Origin of the sequence: Novacetimonas cocois, assembly GCF_003311635.1 — a bacterium.
Lineage (GTDB): Bacteria > Pseudomonadota > Alphaproteobacteria > Acetobacterales > Acetobacteraceae > Novacetimonas > Novacetimonas cocois.
In genome coordinates, this window is the sequence record NZ_QEXL01000015.1 from 1 (window position 1) to 15,926 (window position 15,926).

Genomic DNA, 15,926 nt, shown 5'->3' on the forward strand with positions numbered 1-15,926 from the left:
ACGGGGATATACGGTCACCAATCACCACCGTCAATCAAAAAATGAAAGTTTTTTGGGCCCATCGCCTGCAAAAGGACACACATCCGCAGTTTTCGGCCATTTCAGACTGTTATTTTTTCTCCGCAGATTCACCGGCAGATTCACCGGCAGATTCTGGCGCTTCCTTGCGTCGTTATAATATAACAAAACATTTCCATTGCGATAACTGCTATAACTAAAATCAGAGCAGACCGCCCCTCCCCTCCCCCTTAATGTGAGACCAGACAGAGGGCGGCTCCTTTTTCCTGTCATGAAGGGCCATTCATCTCATTCACGATTCCAGCAGACAAGAGACGCACACCCCAATGCAACCGGCTCCCAAGGCAACCTTTCTCACGCGGCTTAATGACCAGATCGCGGTAAAGATGACTTTCCTTTTTGGAAGCATCTGGTGCGTTTATGCTTTCTTCGTGTTCTCGCTTATCCCGCTTGCGGCCCCAGCCTGGCAGAATACCCTTTTATACATCAGCAACTGCATCCAGCTTGTGGCGCTTCCGGCGCTGATGGTCGGCAATGCAGTGCTGAGCCAGGCATCGGACCAACGCGCGGCGGAAGACCATCAGGCGCTGGTCGAAATCCTTAATGACGTCCGGGCAGAGGTCGCGGCACTACGGACAATGACCAGCGGTATCGCCCAGAAGACAAACGAGGCCAGCAAGCATCCTTCATCCGAAATGATTTCCTTCGCCAATGAGGCCATCATCAATCTGAATGACGAACCGGGCGAATCTGCCCCATCCGCCCCGCAGTCGAAATAACGGCGGCTACTGCAGGCCCGCCAGCATCGACAGTTCGTCCAACAGCGCTACCCCGAACGAGCCTGTGCCGACGGTTCTTGCTCTGGCCCGTTCGGCAGCGGCGGCATAGACGGCATGCGCGGCACATGTGCCCTCCACCACCGTTTCGCTGACGGGAAGGAACGCCGCGACCAGAGCACCAAGCGCGCATCCCGCACCGGTTACGCGGGTCAGGCGAACGTCCCCCCCTTTTACTGCGAACAGGGAGGATCCCGATACGATGTAATCCGTCGCGCCACTTACCGCGACGACCGCCCCCGTCCGACGGGCGAGTGTCTGGATATGCGGGATGGCATCATGCGAGCTTTGCGTGCTTTCCACGCCCTTACCCCCCGCTTCCGCGCCTGCAAGGGCCATCAGTTCGCTGGCATTCCCCCGGATCACGCTGGGGCTGAAATCCAGAAGCTGCCTTACCAAACCATCATATTCCGCGCAGCCTGCCCCAAATGCCACGGGATCGAGCACCCATGGCACCCCGGCATCCTGCGCGCCACGCACTGTTTCCTGCAGATCCCGTGCCGAAGACGCCATCAGGGCGGCCGTATTGACCCAGACAGCGGCGGCCCCCCGGCCGAAAGTCGCGGGCCAGCCCGGCGCGCTTCCGATGGCGGGCGCGGCCCCTACTGCCAGCAGGACATTGGCGCTGAGGGTGGCGGCCACATAATTCGTCAGGCCATACACAAAGGGAGAGCGTTTGCGGATTTCAACCAGTCTCGCGCGCACGACCGGATCGTCCCATGACACCGTGATCATCGACATTCTGCTTCTCCCTTGGGCTTCATGAGGATACATCCAGCCATGCATCGTGGACATCTGCCAAAAAGCTTCATGAATTCATTGTCATATAACGCTGATTGATGCGGTGTGAACGGATCGGCACTTGCCTTTTGCCGATGCAGGCCCGACAAATAGGATACTCTCCAGTCTTCGAGGCTGCGAGGGGGCGTTCCGTCCTTCCGCTGCGTCACCATTCCCCATCCGTGTTTTTCAGGAACATATTGTGCGTCCAGTCCTTTTCCCCATGTCTGCCCTGATGCTCGCAGGCATTTTCACGATCCCGACCGCCCGGGCCGATGATGCGCTGGGGCAGCCCATGGCCAGACTGTGTTTTTCCGTGAAATCCATCGCGGTGGCGGGTGGCTATACCTGGGGCAAAGGGCAGCTGCTGTACGGAACGCATTCCTATCCGGTCAGGATCCGGGGCGGCGGGGCGGTGGGGATCGGCTATTCCCATATTCGTGGGGATGGTTCCGTCTATAACCTGACACGTCTGGGGGATCTGAACGGGACCTATTGGGCGGTGAAGGCGGAAGCCACCATGGCGCGGGGTGGAAGCTGGGCAGTCATGGAAAACAACAACAACATCAATATCAAGATTTCCACCCATAACAGCGGCGCGCATCTGTCGGCCGCGGTCATGCGCCTGACCCTCAAGGTTGATCCGAACCGGGGAAAGACCCTGTCGGGAGAAGGGCTGTCCTGCCGGGCGATCCTTGCGCACCCATAGGGACGGACATCCCCTCCATCCGCCAACGGTGATATGATGGAGGTTTCCATCCCCCTGACCAGGAACAGGCTCCGTTCATGAGTATTTCGCCCGAGACACTGAATATCCGCAAGATTCTTGGTGGACAGCCGTCCCCGGATGGCAGGGACGTCATCCTGAAGGTCGAGGATGCGGATGGCACGATACGTCATCTGTCATTTCCCCCCGGGCAACTGGTCAACTGCCTGCCCCTGTTTTCCAAGCTGGCCTCCGACTGTCAGGCCATTGGGGGCGGCCAGGCCAATCCGGCCTATGAAATCACGCAGTGGGAACTTGCCACCGACCGGACGCGGCAGGAGGTTTTCCTGTCGTTCAGCATCCCGCCGGGCGGAAGGCTGACCTTTCACCTGCCCCAGCCCGCCCCGCAGGGAATTCATGAAACGCTGGGGGAAATGCTCAAGGCACAGGCGAAGGCTACGACGTCTCACTAAGAGGCTGCCTGAACAGGCAGACCCGATAACATACTGAAATTATAAAAGTTTTTGGCAAAGCTTTTTGCAAAAAGCTTCAGAAGAAGCCGTCTTTTTGAAAAAAGACGGCACCCAGAAACTTTTGTTATTTTATCAGGAGGCTGTTTCCGAACACTCTCTCCAATGCTTACGAAAGCGGCATCCCTGATGCGCGGAGCGTTTCGCGACCGCCTTTCCGCCCTGACGGTTACCGGACCAATGCCACAGCGTCCTGCTGCATCAGGACATCGCGATAAATGCCCGGCATGTTTTCCAGTTCCGACATGCTGCCATCCTGAACGATGCGGCCATGATCCATGACCACGATCCTGTCAAAGCCCTGCAGGGTGGACAGGCGATGCGCCACGGCGATCACGGTCCGCCCGGCCTTGAGGCGGTCAAGGGCTTCCTGCACATGCTTTTCGCTCTGGCTGTCCAGCGCGCTTGTCGCCTCATCAAGGATCAGGATGGGGGCGTTGCGCAGGAAGGCGCGCGCGATTGCGATCCGCTGGCGCTGCCCCCCTGACAGCATGACGCCACGTTCCCCCACGATGGTGTCGAACTGCTGCGGCATGGCCATGATGAAGTCATGGCATCCCGCAGCGGACGCGGCGGCGGCCACTTCGGCATCCGTCGCATTTTCACAGCCATAGCGGATATTGTCGCGCACCGAACGTCGCAGCAATGCGACCTCCTGCGCGACCACGGCCATGCAGCCCCGCATGCTTTCCTCGTCAAGCTGCAGGATGTCGATCCCGTCGATCAGGATCTGCCCTTCCTGCAGGAAACGCTGCCGCTGCAGCAACGCCAGCAACGTGCTTTTCCCCGACCCCGACTGTCCCACCAGCCCGACGCGCGTGCCCGCCCCGATTTCGAGATTGAAATGCGACAAGACAGGCCTGCCGCCGGGATAGGAGAAACATGCGTCGCGTATGCTGATGCGCCCGTGGCTGCGCGGCAGCAGGCTGCGTGATGGCAAGCGGGAGACGGTTTCGTGGGGCAGCAGGAGCCGGTCCAGCGTTTCCGACAGGCGGGAGACATGCTGCACGGCCTCCACCAGGGCAAAGGCAAGGTCGCGTGTGCAGTTCAGTATGACAAACCCCAGCGTGGTCACCATCACCACGTCGCCGATGGTGGCGCGATGCAGACGCCACAGCATCACGACCCATATCAGCAGTCCCGCGGTCATGAGCATGGTCAGGCCGGCATGAAACATCCGCAGCTTTTCAAGATAACGCAGCGACCGCCGGTGCAGTCCCGTCTCATGCCGGATGCGCTGTCCCATGTACAGGCATTCACGCGCGGTCATGCCATAGGCGCGCACAAGCGGCATGTTGTTGACGATATCGAGCATTTCGCCATCGTTTTCCGCAGCCTGCGTCGCATACGCACGATGCAGGGTGCGTCCCTTCGTCCCCAGAAGGAATATCAGGCACCCCGCCCCGACTGTCATGCCGACGATGGACAATGCCATCCACGGGCTGACGGTCATCAGCATGCCAATCGACATGATGATGTTCAGGCTGGATGGCAGTAGGGTCCATGCCGTCAGGTTTTCAATGCTGAAGACCGCATTCGCCGCCGTGGAAATCCGCGCGGACAGCGCACCGGACATGCGTTGGGAAAAATAGGCCGCCGAATGGCCTGTCAGGTACCGGAACAGATCGCGCCGGATATCTCCCCCCACCTCCACGAACACGCCCGACGCCAGCCATCCCGCCACCCGCCAGGCACAACCGTCAATCAGGATCACGACGCAGAACACGATGACCATGGCCCAGACCACCGATATGTCCGGCGCCGGGGATGCCGCCATCGCATTGACCAGCCGGCGGATGATGTAGGACGTGCTGACCCCGCAGCCCATCGCAAGGACGATTGCCCCCATGATCAGGACATGCACCCCCAGATGCCGCCTGACGTAACGCGTGACAAACGACACGGGCCGCTGGCGCAACCGCGCCATCAGGCCATCGGGAATGGTCACATCGGTTTCCTGCGTCATGTCCGCGACATTCCTACCTGCTGACGCCACTCGTTTCCTGAACCGTGGCGGTGGCAAGATGGGTACTCAGCGCACTGCGCACGCGCAGATCCCCGTCAGTGCTGGCCTGCGCGCGCGTGACGTAAAGCATTCCCTGGGGAAATGCCATGAGAACCTTCCTGTTGCGCAGGAAATCCATCCCCAGCAGGTTGTACTGCGCCTTTTCCACATTCACATCCAGCGACTGTCCCTTCCATTCACCAATCGTCACGTTGTCAAAGTGATGGCGATGGCCAAGCAGGACGCGCCCGACCACGGTCCGGACACGCGGATCGTCACGCAGGACGGCGTGCGTGATCCCCGCCGCGCGCGCATCCTTCTGCCGCACGACAGAGGCGTTGGAGCCGGGTTCCACCTCCATATGAAGCGGCACATTCCCGGCCGTGACCTCGATTCCCGTCCGCACCCCGCGCTCATTGGCCTGCAGCGGCAAGGATACGGCATCCGGCCCCAGCCACTGCGACATCGCGCGGCAATCCTGCGCCGTCTCCGAAAGACGGAAAAGAATCATCTTCTTTCCCACGAAGTCGAGCAGCACATCGTAATTGCTGAGGATACTGTAACCGACAATCGCCAGGACCGGCCTGTCGCCAATTTTCTCTATCGTGTCGCCCACCACGCATGCAGGCACATTTTCGGCCACACCCTGCGCAAGGTGGAAGGACCTGACCACGGTGGAAAATGAATAGCTTCGTCCCCCGATGGTCTGGATGGGGTACACCTGCCCCTTGGGATAATCCATCCCGCCGAGGAAAACGCCCACCTCTTCCTGCGTGAAGCTGACATACGCCAGACCTGACGTGCCATTGACCTCGACCGGCACCACCGGGCTGCCGCTGTGCGACATCAGGGGGACGGTCATGACATGCGCCACGCATCGCGCGGGCAGCACGCCATCAATCATGTCCTCGCCCAGGGCGGCCCCATGCCACGCCCACACGAAAAAACACGCCACGAGGGAACGGACCGACCAGCGGATGCGCCCGGCGCCAGAACACAGGAATGACGGGACATTGCGGCCCGGACAGGCGATAGGGCTGGGGTGCATGCTGTGTGACGGGACTTTGCTGCGTTTTTAGACCGCCAGAACCTAGCATGGAATATGCGCGGCGGCAGGCCATGAAATGACCCGCCGCCCCCACGCTATCGCATCTGCGCCTGTTCCATTATCGGACGGGCATAGGCGCAGGCCTTCGTGTCGCCAGACATATGCACGTCCGCGCGGGACGGCTGCCCCGCATGATCCGGCACGAACATCACGATCGAAACCGGAGAGGCAGGCGTGGCATAGGCATTGCTGATGCCCCCGGAAAAAAAGAATCCCAGCGTGCTGATCGCCATGCATTTCATGTCGTGATACCCCTTGTCTGGAATGAAGGTATCTCCACACAACGTCGCATCATGAAAATCGTTCAGCCCGGCAGGCAAAAATCCCAATCCGGCCGGCCTTATCCCCGTTTGCGAAACATGCCCCTGATGGCGTCGGATATCTTCATGCGCAGCGCAAGCAGCCGGACCTGAAGGCTCCACCCCCGCGCCTGATGGCTGAACGGGCCGCGCCCGCCCCGAACCCGCACGGAAGGCTGGAACAGGGTGGGTTCGCACAAATCGACCGCGCGGTCATCGCGTGTCAGCTGGCGTTCCATTCCCAGCTGGCTGACGCACCAGCCAATGACGCCCGGCATGAAGCGGGTGGCCAGCGAAAACAGTTCCGTGGTGCCCGTGATGAAAAGCTCGGAATGGTTGCTGCGCGCCGCCAGCCATATCCCCTCCGCCGCGACCTCGGGCTGATAGATCGGCTTGGCAGGGCGCGCGGGCCATCCCATATGGCTGAGCGCATGGCTGAAGAAGGGCGTATTCATGGCGGCGGGGAAGACGGAACAGATCCGCACCGGGCTTTTTTCCAGACGCAGTTCCCCACGGATCGCCTGGGTAAAGGCGCGGACCGCCCCCTTCGCCCCGGCATAGGACGACAGCAGCGGTACCCCGTGGAACGCGATGGCGGAACAGACATTGACGATGGAGCCATGCCCCTGTCGGCGCATGTGCTCCAGGGCAATGCGCGTTCCGTTGACGGTGCCATGATAGGTCACATCCGTCACGCGCTGGAACTCATCTTCACGCACATCGCTGAAACGGCCATAGATCCCGGTCCCGGCGCAGTTGATCCAGACATCGACCGGTCCCAGCGCCGCGATGATGGCGTCGGTCGCGGCCTCCAGCGCGGCGGTATCCGTGACATCGGCCTCGGCAATGGCGGGGATGCCCCCATGTTTGCGCACGTCCTGCGCCGTTGCCTCCATCGCGGCCTGTCCCCGGGCGATGATGCCGACTTTCCACTGATGGGAAGCAAACATCCGGGCAGTGCATCGACCGATCCCCGAGGACCCGCCGGTGATGATGACAACTTTTTCTCTAGAATCGTGCAATTTATCAACCTTGACGCGTTTTACAGACGGGACGTGAAAAAATTGTCCCATGGGAGATAGTCATATCTTCGGGGCATTCACAACCTGATGATCCCCGAAACAGAAGGGGCAGACCAAGTCTGCCCCGCGTTCACCATTCATATGGAAATAAGGTGGAAATTATGGCTGTTCACCCCGGCAGGGGCCGCACCACCATCCGGGCGGTCACATCGGGCCGGCCGCCGGTAATCACGCCGACAGGGCGTCCCTGACGTGAAAGGGTCGCGGTGAAATCGAAATGCTCCAGGTCCCCTTCGATTTCCACATGATCGAATTCCTCCTGATACCCGGCATATTCCAGCTTTTTTCCAAACTGCTGGGTCCAGAACCATGGAATTTCGTCAAATTCGTCCTCCATGCCGACAATCGCACGCGCCGCCACGCGTCCCTGTACCTGCGCGGTGCGCCAGTGTTCGATGCGCATGCGACGGCCCCCATGCATGAACCGGGCGGCATCGCCCACGACATGAATGCCGGGCAGGACGCGCATCCGCCCATCCACATCGATACCACCATCCCCAGCCAGCAGGGATTGCGGCAGGAAGTCCGTCGCGGGCCGCACCCCGATGCCCGCGACCACCGTATCCGCAGCAAGGCTTTCCCCATTATCAAGGATGACACCACCGACGTGATCGTCGCCCACTATTTTCGCAACGCGTCGTCCCCCGCGATAGACAACGCCGTTTGCTTCATACAGCGCACGCAGACGCCCGCCGATTTCCACGCCCAGCACGTTTTCAAACGGTATGGCGGGATCTGCCACGATGGTAACGTTCGCGCCATGCTGCCTCAGGGCCGCGGCCGCTTCCATCGCGATGAAGCTTCCGCCACAGATCACCACCCGCCAGTCCCTGCGCGCCCGTCCGGATGACAGGATCGCCTGTGCATCGCGCGAAGTACGCAGCGTAAAGACGCCCTTCAGGTCATGGCCCGGAACATCCAGCATCCGTGGCGTGCTGCCGGGCGCCAGGACGACATGATCAGCCGACAGGCTTTCACCATCCGCCAGTCTCAGCGTGCGTGTTTCGGGCTCCATCGCCACGACACGGCCCACGCGGCAGACGACATCATGCGTTTCATAAAAATTTTCCGGGCGCAAAGGCGGCGGGGCATTATGTTCGGCCTTGCCTGCCAGCACGTTCTTGCTCAACGCCGTCCTGTCATAGGGGGCGCAGTCTTCCTGACCGATCAGGGTGATCCGCCCCGCGAAACCTGCTTCGCGCAGGAAGACCGCAGTCGCCGTTCCGGCAGCACCTGCCCCGACGATGATAACGGACCGGGTCTCTGCCACCCGTGGCGAAGACGGTGACGGCTCCACATGGGGTGCGACCTCCACCCTTCCCTGCCTTACCCGTGTCGGGTAACGCGGCAGCGGGTCCAGTGCGAGCGGTTCCAGAAGACGCCCGTCATGCGCCGAAAACTCTGCCTTGTGCCAGGGACAGACGATGCGCCCTTCACACACGATCCCTTTTTCAAGGGGCGCGCCCTTGTGCGGGCAGGTGGCGGCAAATGCCCTGACCTCGCCCTCCTGCGAAACCAGGACCATCGCTGTCCCGGCGACCTCCACCCTGACAGGACGCATGCCGCGCACTTCCGATACCGCAATGACATCGAACCATGTGTTTTCAGTATCGGAAATATCATGCATGGAATTTCTCCTGTCAGGATCATGATTTTGCATGACGCGTCACGTCACAGGGGGATGTTTTCCTAACGTCATGATGCTCCGCGTGGTTGCGCACCTGTTCCGTGATGCTCCCTCTTGCGGTTCCATCCGTCAGGTCGCGGCGATGTCCGCGCGGCTGTCGGCGACCGCCGAACGCCAGAGCGAAAATGCCACCGCGATGACCGCCGGCCCGATAAACAGTCCCAGCAGGCCACAGGCATGCAGTCCCCCCAGAATTGCGGTCAGGACGGCAAGAAACGGGATTTTCGTATTCCCGCTGATCAGCTTGGGCCGCACGAAATGATCGCCGAAAAAATACGCCATCGCCCCGACAAGCCCGACAATCAGGGCGGGCGTGCCACCACTGGCGGCAAAGGTGGTCGCCAGCGCGGCAGCCAGAACGACAGGACCACAGAACGGCACGATGCTGACGATCGCGGTCAGCAGCATGAACAGGGCGGGATGCGGCGTTCCCGCCAGGAAATAGCCGATCCCGATGATGACGCCCTCACCCATTCCGACCAGCACCAGCCCCGCGACCGTTCCACGCACCGAGCCCACGATATTGTCGATGGCATCGGTTGCGCGACGGCCGAGGAATTTCTTGCCCACCGCGCGGATGTCACCAATCAGGCTTTCGGCCGAAACCAGAAAGAAATAGACCGACAGCACCGCGATCATGAAGGTTTCGACGATTTCCATCAGGTGATGCGTGACGGATTTGCCGTCACTGCTGGCGAATGTATGGGTCACCGATCCCAGCCAGCTTCGCAGTTCGTCGGGATCCGACAGGTATTTCTGCCACAGGGGCACGATCCTGCCCCCGGCCGGCAGGTCCTTCACCTGTTCAGGGACGGCAATTCCCGTCTGGGACGCGGATTTTACCCAGCCGTAAAGCGAGGGCAGGTCATCCACCGCCTTGGCCACCATGACCACCATCGGCACAGCAAGCAGCGCGAAGATCCCCACGCTGATGATCAGCGAGGCCACCATGTTGCCGCACCCGCGGGCACGCAGGGCCAGGTACAGGGGAAATGCGGTAATGGACAGGATGATGCCCCATACGAACGCGCCCAGAAAGGACTGTTCGATATACAGGGACGCGATGATGACCAGACATACGAATATGCCGGTGGCGACATACTGGACCCGGGACGTATTTCCCATGAATGATGGCTTCCTGATGTTTTACCGAGGATGGTGATATCCAGACATACAATCACCATATCCCCGGAACATACAGAAAACCCTTAACGGCGAAACTTTTCACCGCGCCTTATGTTTCCAGATCCCCCCGCCCGACCGAAAGATAGGTAAAGCCCGCCGCGACCGCCTGTTCCGGGATGTAGATATTGCGCAGGTCCACCAGAATCGACTTGTGCATCAGGCCATGCATCTTTTTCAGGTCCAGCGCACGCAGGGATTCCCATTCCGTGACGATCGCCACCGCATCGGCCCCGGCCACGGCCTCGTACGGGTCCCGGAAATACGTCACGTCCCCCAGTACCTCGCGCGCCTGTTCCATTCCAGCAGGGTCAAAGGCATGGACGCGCGCGCCCGCGTCATGCAGCGTCTGGATGATGGCAATCGAAGGGGCCTCGCGCATGTCGTCGGTGCGGGGCTTGAAGGTCAGGCCCAGCACGGCAATGACGCGGTCGCGTATGTCGCCGCCGCACGCGGCGATGATCCGGCGTCCCATCCTGCGCTTGCGCCGTTCGTTGACGTCGGCCACCGCCTCCACGATGCGGCTGGGAACATCAAAATCCTGTCCGGTCTTGATCAGCGCGCGCACATCCTTGGGAAAGCACGACCCGCCAAAACCGGGACCCGCATGGAGGAATTTCGGCCCGATGCGTTTGTCCAGCCCCATGCCCCGGGCCACATCCTGCACATTGGCGCCAGTTTTTTCGCAGATATCCGCCATTTCGTTGATGAAGGTGATCTTCGTCGCAAGAAACGCGTTGGCCGCGTATTTCGTCAGTTCCGACGACCGGCGGTCGGTAAACAGCGTGGGCGCCTGATTGAGGAACAGGGGGCGATAGACTGCCGCCATCACCGCACGCGCGCGGTCATCCTCCACCCCGACCACGATACGGTCAGGGATCTTGAAATCCCCGATCGCCGCCCCTTCACGCAGGAACTCCGGGTTGGAGGCAACGGAAAACTCGATTTCAGGACGCAGCGAGCGCACCAGACGTTCGACCTCGTCACTGGTGCCGACCGGCACCGTCGATTTCGTGACGATGACGGCGTATCCCTTCAGGTGGGCCGCGATTTCACGCGCCACGTCATAAACGAACGTCAGGTCGGCATGCCCGTCCTCCGGTCGGGAGGGAGTGCCGACGGCGATGAAGATGACTTCCGCGTCCCGGATGCCGGTCGCCAGATCCTGTTCAAAAGACAGCCGCCCCGCCGACACGTTGGCCGCCGTCAGTTCGGCAAGGCCGGGCTCGTAGATCGGCATGCGCCCGGCCCTGAGGTTCTCGATACGACGGGGATCCCTGTCGATGCAGCAGACCTCATGGCCAAAATCGGCAAGGCACGCACCTGACACAAGACCTACGTAACCCGCCCCGATAACGGCGATCTTCATCCGCTGCCCGCTCCTTTCCGGTCAAAATATCGCTGTTTAAACAGCACGCTCTCCACCCTTCTGACAAGTGGTTCCGGCGATGGGGGAATTTCGCCGCCCTCCTGCCTGAACGCCGCCCGCGCCCCATGCGTTAGCGGACGGATGGCCCGCGGGATCTTTCCACCGATCGCGTGCGGGCCGACATTCACGGGGAAAGTCGCGCGGTCATGGCCCATGTGCTGAATCTTCTGGGGAACATGCTGTTCGGCCTTGTCGGACTGGTGATCGCCGGGATCGTGCTGATCGAAAGCTTCATGGCTGCCATGATGGACTCTGTCGGCCTGCATGGTCAGGTCCAGCGCGTCGTGCTGATCATCGTGCTTGTGCTGCTGGTGATCGGGGCCTTTCGCGCGTTCGGCCGGGCATTCGGCCTGCTTGCGGCCCTGTTCCTTATCCTTGTCCTGCTGCAGGCCCTGTTCGGCAGGCAGGCGGACGGCGGCATGGAAACGGCATGGCAGCTCCGTCAGGCGGAGGCATCCAGCGCAGCCTGGAGGATGTAGGCCGCTGCCATCTTGTCCACCACCTGTTCACGCCGGCGGCGGGTCATGTCCACATCGTGGATCAGGATGCGGTTGACCGCCGAGGACGACAGCCGTTCGTCCCAGAGTGCCGCAGGCAGGCCGACCTGATGCGACAGGTTCATCAGCCAGTCACGCGCGGCCTGCGCCGCCGGGCCAAAGCTGCCATCAAGCGAAAGCGGCAGCCCCCCGACCAGTCCGCCCACATCATGCTGGCGGACCAGTTCCCCGATTTCCGCCGCGACAAGGGAAAGCTTGCGCCTGCGCACCGTGGTGCACGGTGAGGCCAGCATGAGCGAGACATCGGACAGCGCGATTCCGATCGTCTTCTGGCCGGGGTCGATTCCCATCAGACGCTGTCCGGGCCGCAGGGCAGAACGCAGTTCGGGTATGTTGAACAGGGGCATCGTCTGGGGCTATTGTCCTTGGCATTCCTGCGCGCAGGATATTCTGACACTGTCACGATGGAAAGTTATTGCTTCATGTCGCTTGATCCCGCGACCGTCCGCCGTATAGCCCGGCTGGCACGGATTGGTATTGACGAATCCGACCTGCAGTCCCTGCAAGGGGAGCTGAACGGCATCCTCGGGTGGATCGAACAGCTGGACGAGGTGAACGTCGATGGCGTCGCCCCGATGGTTGGCACCGAACACGCGGTCCTGCGCATGCGTGACGATATCGTGACCGACGGGAATATCCGTGACGCCGTCCTGTCCAACGCCACCGATACGGTTGGCCCCTATTATACCGTGCCGAAGGTGGTTGAATAATGCTGACCGAACTGACAATCGCCGCGGCGCGGGACGGATTGCGACGCCGTGAATTCTCGGCCGTCGAGCTGGTGAAGGCACATGTCGATGCGATCGACCGGCTGAACGGGCGGCTCAATGCCTTCATCACCGTGACGTCCGAAGACGCGCTGAAGGCGGCGGAACGCGCCGACGAACTGCTGGGTCATGGCGATGCGCCGGACCTTGCGGGGATTCCGCTGGGGATCAAGGACCTGTTCTGCACCAACGGTGTGCGCACCACCGCGGCCAGCCGGATGCTGGAAAATTTCATTCCCCCCTATGAAAGCACCGTGACGGCCAACCTGCTGCGCGATGGCGCGGTGTTTGTCGGCAAGACGAACCTTGACGAATTCGCCATGGGGTCGGCCAACATCACCTCCGCGTTCGGCAATGTCGAAAACCCGTGGAAGCGTGAGGGAGATCCGCAGACGGCGCTGGTCCCCGGCGGGTCGTCGGGCGGGTCCGCCGCCGCCGTCGCCGCGGGACTGGCGATGGGGGCCACCGGCACCGATACGGGCGGTTCCATCCGCCAGCCCGCCGCCTATTGCGGGATCGTGGGGCTGAAGCCGACCTACGGGCGGTGCAGCCGCTGGGGCACCATCGCCTTTGCCAGTTCACTGGACCAGGCCGGACCGATGGCCCGCACGGTAGAGGACTGCGCCATCATGCTGCAGTCCATGGCCGGTTTCGACCCCAAGGACAGCACCAGCGTCGATCATCCCGTCGATGACTATCGCGCCGCATGTTCCGGCAGCCTGAAGGGCATGCGCGTCGGCATCCCGCGCGAATACCGCGTCGAAGGCATGCCCGCCGAAATCGAGGCGTCATGGCAGAAGGGCATCGCATGGCTGCGTGACGCGGGCTGTGAAATTGTCGATGTCTCGCTGCCGCATACGAAATACGGACTGGCGACCTATTACATCGTGGCGCCCGCCGAATGTTCGTCCAACCTTGCGCGTTATGACGGCGTGCGTTTCGGCCGCCGGGTCGAGGCACCGACACTCGACGAAATGTATGAAAAAACCCGGCGCGAGGGGTTTGGCGCGGAAGTGCGCCGTCGCATCATGATCGGCACCTATGTCCTGTCGGCGGGATATTACGATGCCTATTACCTCAAGGCGCAGAAGGTGCGGTCGCTGATCCGTCGTGATTTTACGGAAGCTTTTGAAAAAGTTGACGTGATGCTGACCCCGACTGCCCCCTCCCCTGCCTTTGCGCAGGGTGAAAAGACGGATGATCCGGTCCAGATGTATCTTAATGACGTATTCACCGTTCCCGCCAGCATGGCGGGGATGCCCGCCATGTCGCTACCGGCCGGGCTGAGCGAACGCGGGCTGCCGCTGGGCCTGCAGCTGATCGGCCGTCCCTTTGACGAAAAAAGCCTGCTGGCGGCGGGACACGCGCTGGAACGCGCGGCGGCATTCACGCACCGGCCCGCCATCCGTGCGGAGGGCGTGTGATGTCCTACCTGATCGAAGGCAAGACCGGAACGTGGGAGATTGTCGTCGGGCTGGAAGTCCACGCGCAGGTCATCAGCAAATCCAAGCTGTTTTCGGGTGCATCCGCCACCTATGGCGGCGAGGCCAATACCCATGTCAGCCTTGTGGATGCGGGTTTCCCCGGCATGCTGCCGGTCATCAACCGCGAATGCGTGGCGCAGGCCGTGCGCACCGGGCTGGGCCTGAAGGCACGCATCAACCTGCAGAGCCGCTTCGACCGCAAGAACTATTTCTATGCCGACCTGCCCACCGGCTACCAGATCAGCCAGTTCACGCATCCCATCGTCGGCGAAGGGACCGTGGAAATCGAACTGTCTGACGGGACGGTGCGCCAAATCGGCATCACGCGGCTGCATCTGGAACAGGATGCGGGCAAGTCGATGCACGACCAGGATCCCAGCCGGTCCTTTATCGACCTGAACCGCGCGGGCGTGGCCCTGATGGAAATCGTCAGCGAGCCGGACATCCGCTCCCCCGAGGAAGCCGGCGCCTATCTGCGCAAGCTGCGCATGATCCTGCGTTACTTGGGCACCTGCGATGGCAACATGGAGGAAGGCTCCATGCGCGCGGATGTCAACGTCTCGGTCCGCAAGAAAGACGAGCCCTTCCGCACGCGGTGCGAAATCAAGAACGTCAACTCCATCCGCTATGTCATGCACGCGATCGAGGCCGAAGCCGCGCGACAGGTGGAAATCTGGGAATCAGGGGGTTCCGTCGATCAGGAAACGCGCCTGTTCGATCCCTCCCGCAACGAGACGCGATCCCTGCGCAGCAAGGAAGACGCCCACGATTACCGCTATTTCCCCGACCCGGACCTGCTGCCGCTGGTGATCGAGGAAGAATGGGTGCGCAATCTGGAAAAGTCCCTTCCGGAACTGCCTGATGACAAGCGCGACCGCTTCGAAAAGGAGTACGGCATCCCCCATTACGACGCCAGCGTGCTGGTGGCGGAACAGGCGATCGCCGATTATTACGAAACGGTCGCGCATGGCCGCGATGGCCGGCTGGCGGCCAACTGGGTGACGGGCGACCTATTCGCGGCCCTGAACAGGAGTGGACGCGATATCCAGGACAGCCCCATTTCAGCCGAAGCGCTGGGGGGCATGCTGGACCTTGTTTCCGACGGCACGATCAATGGCAAGATTGCCAAGGAAGTGTTCGAGGACATGCTGGAAACCGGCGACAGCGCCGCCGACATCGTCGAACGCAAGGGCCTGAAACAGGTCACGGACACCGGCGCCATCGACAAGGCGGTGGCGGACATCATGGCCCGCCATGCCGACAAGGTTGAAGAATACCGGGACGGCAAGGACCGTCTGTTCGGATTTTTCGTGGGTCAGGTCATGAAGGCGATGGCCGGCAAGGCCAATCCGGCCCTGGTTAACGAGGCGCTGAAAAAGGTTTTGTAAAAACTGAATATTTTTTTCATCTGAGCATTTGACGGCGCTGCGGGAACACGCTACAAGCAGCGCTGCAA

17 protein-coding genes are annotated in these 15,926 nt (G+C 61.3%); 8 read left to right on the plus strand and 9 right to left on the minus strand.

The genetic code is table 11. The features are described 5' to 3' along the window. Together NJLHNGOC_RS16170 and NJLHNGOC_RS11430 are read left to right on the plus strand one after the other, a co-directional pair. Nucleotides 1-218: hypothetical protein (locus NJLHNGOC_RS16170; protein ID WP_206059782.1), on the plus strand; the 218-nt coding region annotated here is incomplete at its 5' end. Nucleotides 219-344: 126 nt separating this feature from the next. Continuing rightward, nucleotides 345-797: a hypothetical protein gene (locus tag NJLHNGOC_RS11430; protein WP_113596479.1), complete on the plus strand. Its 453-nt coding sequence runs from the start codon at nt 345-347 to the stop codon at nt 795-797. Between the two features lie 6 nt (nt 798-803). Here the strand turns inward: NJLHNGOC_RS11430 and thiM are convergent, their stop codons facing one another. Then, nucleotides 804-1,595, minus strand: a complete 792-nt coding sequence (thiM, locus tag NJLHNGOC_RS11435; protein WP_239021492.1) for a hydroxyethylthiazole kinase — start codon at nt 1,593-1,595, stop codon at nt 804-806. A gap of 241 nt (nt 1,596-1,836) precedes the next feature. Here thiM and NJLHNGOC_RS11440 point away from each other — a divergent pair, with 241 nt between their 5' ends. After that, nucleotides 1,837-2,343 (plus strand): hypothetical protein, encoded by a 507-nt coding sequence (locus NJLHNGOC_RS11440; RefSeq protein ID WP_239021493.1) that lies wholly within the window; start codon nt 1,837-1,839, stop codon nt 2,341-2,343. Nucleotides 2,344-2,420: 77 nt separating this feature from the next. Continuing rightward, complete coding sequence (locus NJLHNGOC_RS11445) at nt 2,421-2,813, plus strand: hypothetical protein (RefSeq protein WP_113596480.1); 393 nt, start codon at nt 2,421-2,423, stop codon at nt 2,811-2,813. A 226-nt stretch (nt 2,814-3,039) separates the two neighbouring features. Here the strand turns inward: NJLHNGOC_RS11445 and NJLHNGOC_RS11455 are convergent, their stop codons facing one another. The 7 genes from NJLHNGOC_RS11455 to NJLHNGOC_RS11485 form a co-directional block, all read right to left on the minus strand. Continuing rightward, a complete protein-coding gene (locus NJLHNGOC_RS11455; protein WP_113596482.1) occupies nt 3,040-4,836 on the minus strand; it encodes an ABC transporter ATP-binding protein in 1,797 nt (598 codons plus the stop codon). A 13-nt stretch (nt 4,837-4,849) separates the two neighbouring features. Further along, complete coding sequence (locus NJLHNGOC_RS11460) at nt 4,850-5,923, minus strand: retropepsin-like aspartic protease (RefSeq protein ID WP_113596483.1); 1,074 nt, start codon at nt 5,921-5,923, stop codon at nt 4,850-4,852. A 95-nt stretch (nt 5,924-6,018) separates the two neighbouring features. After that, nucleotides 6,019-6,216 carry a hypothetical protein gene (locus tag NJLHNGOC_RS11465; RefSeq protein WP_113596484.1) on the minus strand — a complete coding sequence of 66 codons (198 nt, stop codon included), beginning with the start codon at nt 6,214-6,216 and terminating at the stop codon, nt 6,019-6,021. Between the two features lie 107 nt (nt 6,217-6,323). Continuing rightward, on the minus strand, nt 6,324-7,355 hold the full coding sequence (locus NJLHNGOC_RS11470; protein ID WP_113596485.1) for an SDR family oxidoreductase: 1,032 nt from the start codon (nt 7,353-7,355) through the stop codon (nt 6,324-6,326). A gap of 118 nt (nt 7,356-7,473) precedes the next feature. Further along, nucleotides 7,474-8,991, minus strand: a complete 1,518-nt coding sequence (locus tag NJLHNGOC_RS11475) for an FAD-dependent oxidoreductase (RefSeq protein WP_239021494.1) — start codon at nt 8,989-8,991, stop codon at nt 7,474-7,476. Nucleotides 8,992-9,120: 129 nt separating this feature from the next. Next, nucleotides 9,121-10,176 (minus strand): AI-2E family transporter, encoded by a 1,056-nt coding sequence (locus NJLHNGOC_RS11480; RefSeq protein WP_113596487.1) that lies wholly within the window; start codon nt 10,174-10,176, stop codon nt 9,121-9,123. A gap of 109 nt (nt 10,177-10,285) precedes the next feature. Beyond that, on the minus strand, nt 10,286-11,602 hold the full coding sequence (locus NJLHNGOC_RS11485) for a UDP-glucose dehydrogenase family protein (RefSeq protein ID WP_113596488.1): 1,317 nt from the start codon (nt 11,600-11,602) through the stop codon (nt 10,286-10,288). A gap of 206 nt (nt 11,603-11,808) precedes the next feature. On the opposite strand from NJLHNGOC_RS11485, the gene NJLHNGOC_RS11490 reads away from it, so the two are divergent. Beyond that, nucleotides 11,809-12,141, plus strand: a complete 333-nt coding sequence (locus tag NJLHNGOC_RS11490; RefSeq protein ID WP_133258736.1) for a hypothetical protein — start codon at nt 11,809-11,811, stop codon at nt 12,139-12,141. On the opposite strand, the gene ruvX is transcribed toward NJLHNGOC_RS11490, so the two are convergent. Beyond that, entirely contained in the window at nt 12,105-12,566 is a 462-nt protein-coding gene (gene ruvX / locus NJLHNGOC_RS11495) for a Holliday junction resolvase RuvX (RefSeq protein WP_113596490.1), read from the minus strand. The two genes, NJLHNGOC_RS11490 and ruvX, sit on opposite strands and share 37 nt — an antisense overlap. Nucleotides 12,567-12,641: 75 nt before the next feature. Between ruvX and gatC the strand changes: the two genes are divergently transcribed. From gatC to gatB, 3 genes are read left to right on the plus strand one after another with little or no spacing between them, the layout of a single operon-like run. Continuing rightward, complete coding sequence (gene gatC / locus NJLHNGOC_RS11500; protein ID WP_113596546.1) at nt 12,642-12,929, plus strand: Asp-tRNA(Asn)/Glu-tRNA(Gln) amidotransferase subunit GatC; 288 nt, start codon at nt 12,642-12,644, stop codon at nt 12,927-12,929. Further along, complete coding sequence (gatA, locus tag NJLHNGOC_RS11505; RefSeq protein ID WP_113596491.1) at nt 12,929-14,410, plus strand: Asp-tRNA(Asn)/Glu-tRNA(Gln) amidotransferase subunit GatA; 1,482 nt, start codon at nt 12,929-12,931, stop codon at nt 14,408-14,410. The genes gatC and gatA overlap by 1 nt, the downstream gene beginning before the upstream one ends. Then, nucleotides 14,410-15,858, plus strand: a complete 1,449-nt coding sequence (gene gatB / locus NJLHNGOC_RS11510; protein ID WP_113596492.1) for an Asp-tRNA(Asn)/Glu-tRNA(Gln) amidotransferase subunit GatB — start codon at nt 14,410-14,412, stop codon at nt 15,856-15,858. Before gatA ends, gatB begins: the two co-directional genes overlap by 1 nt. The last annotated feature ends 68 nt before the right edge of the window (nt 15,859-15,926 follow it).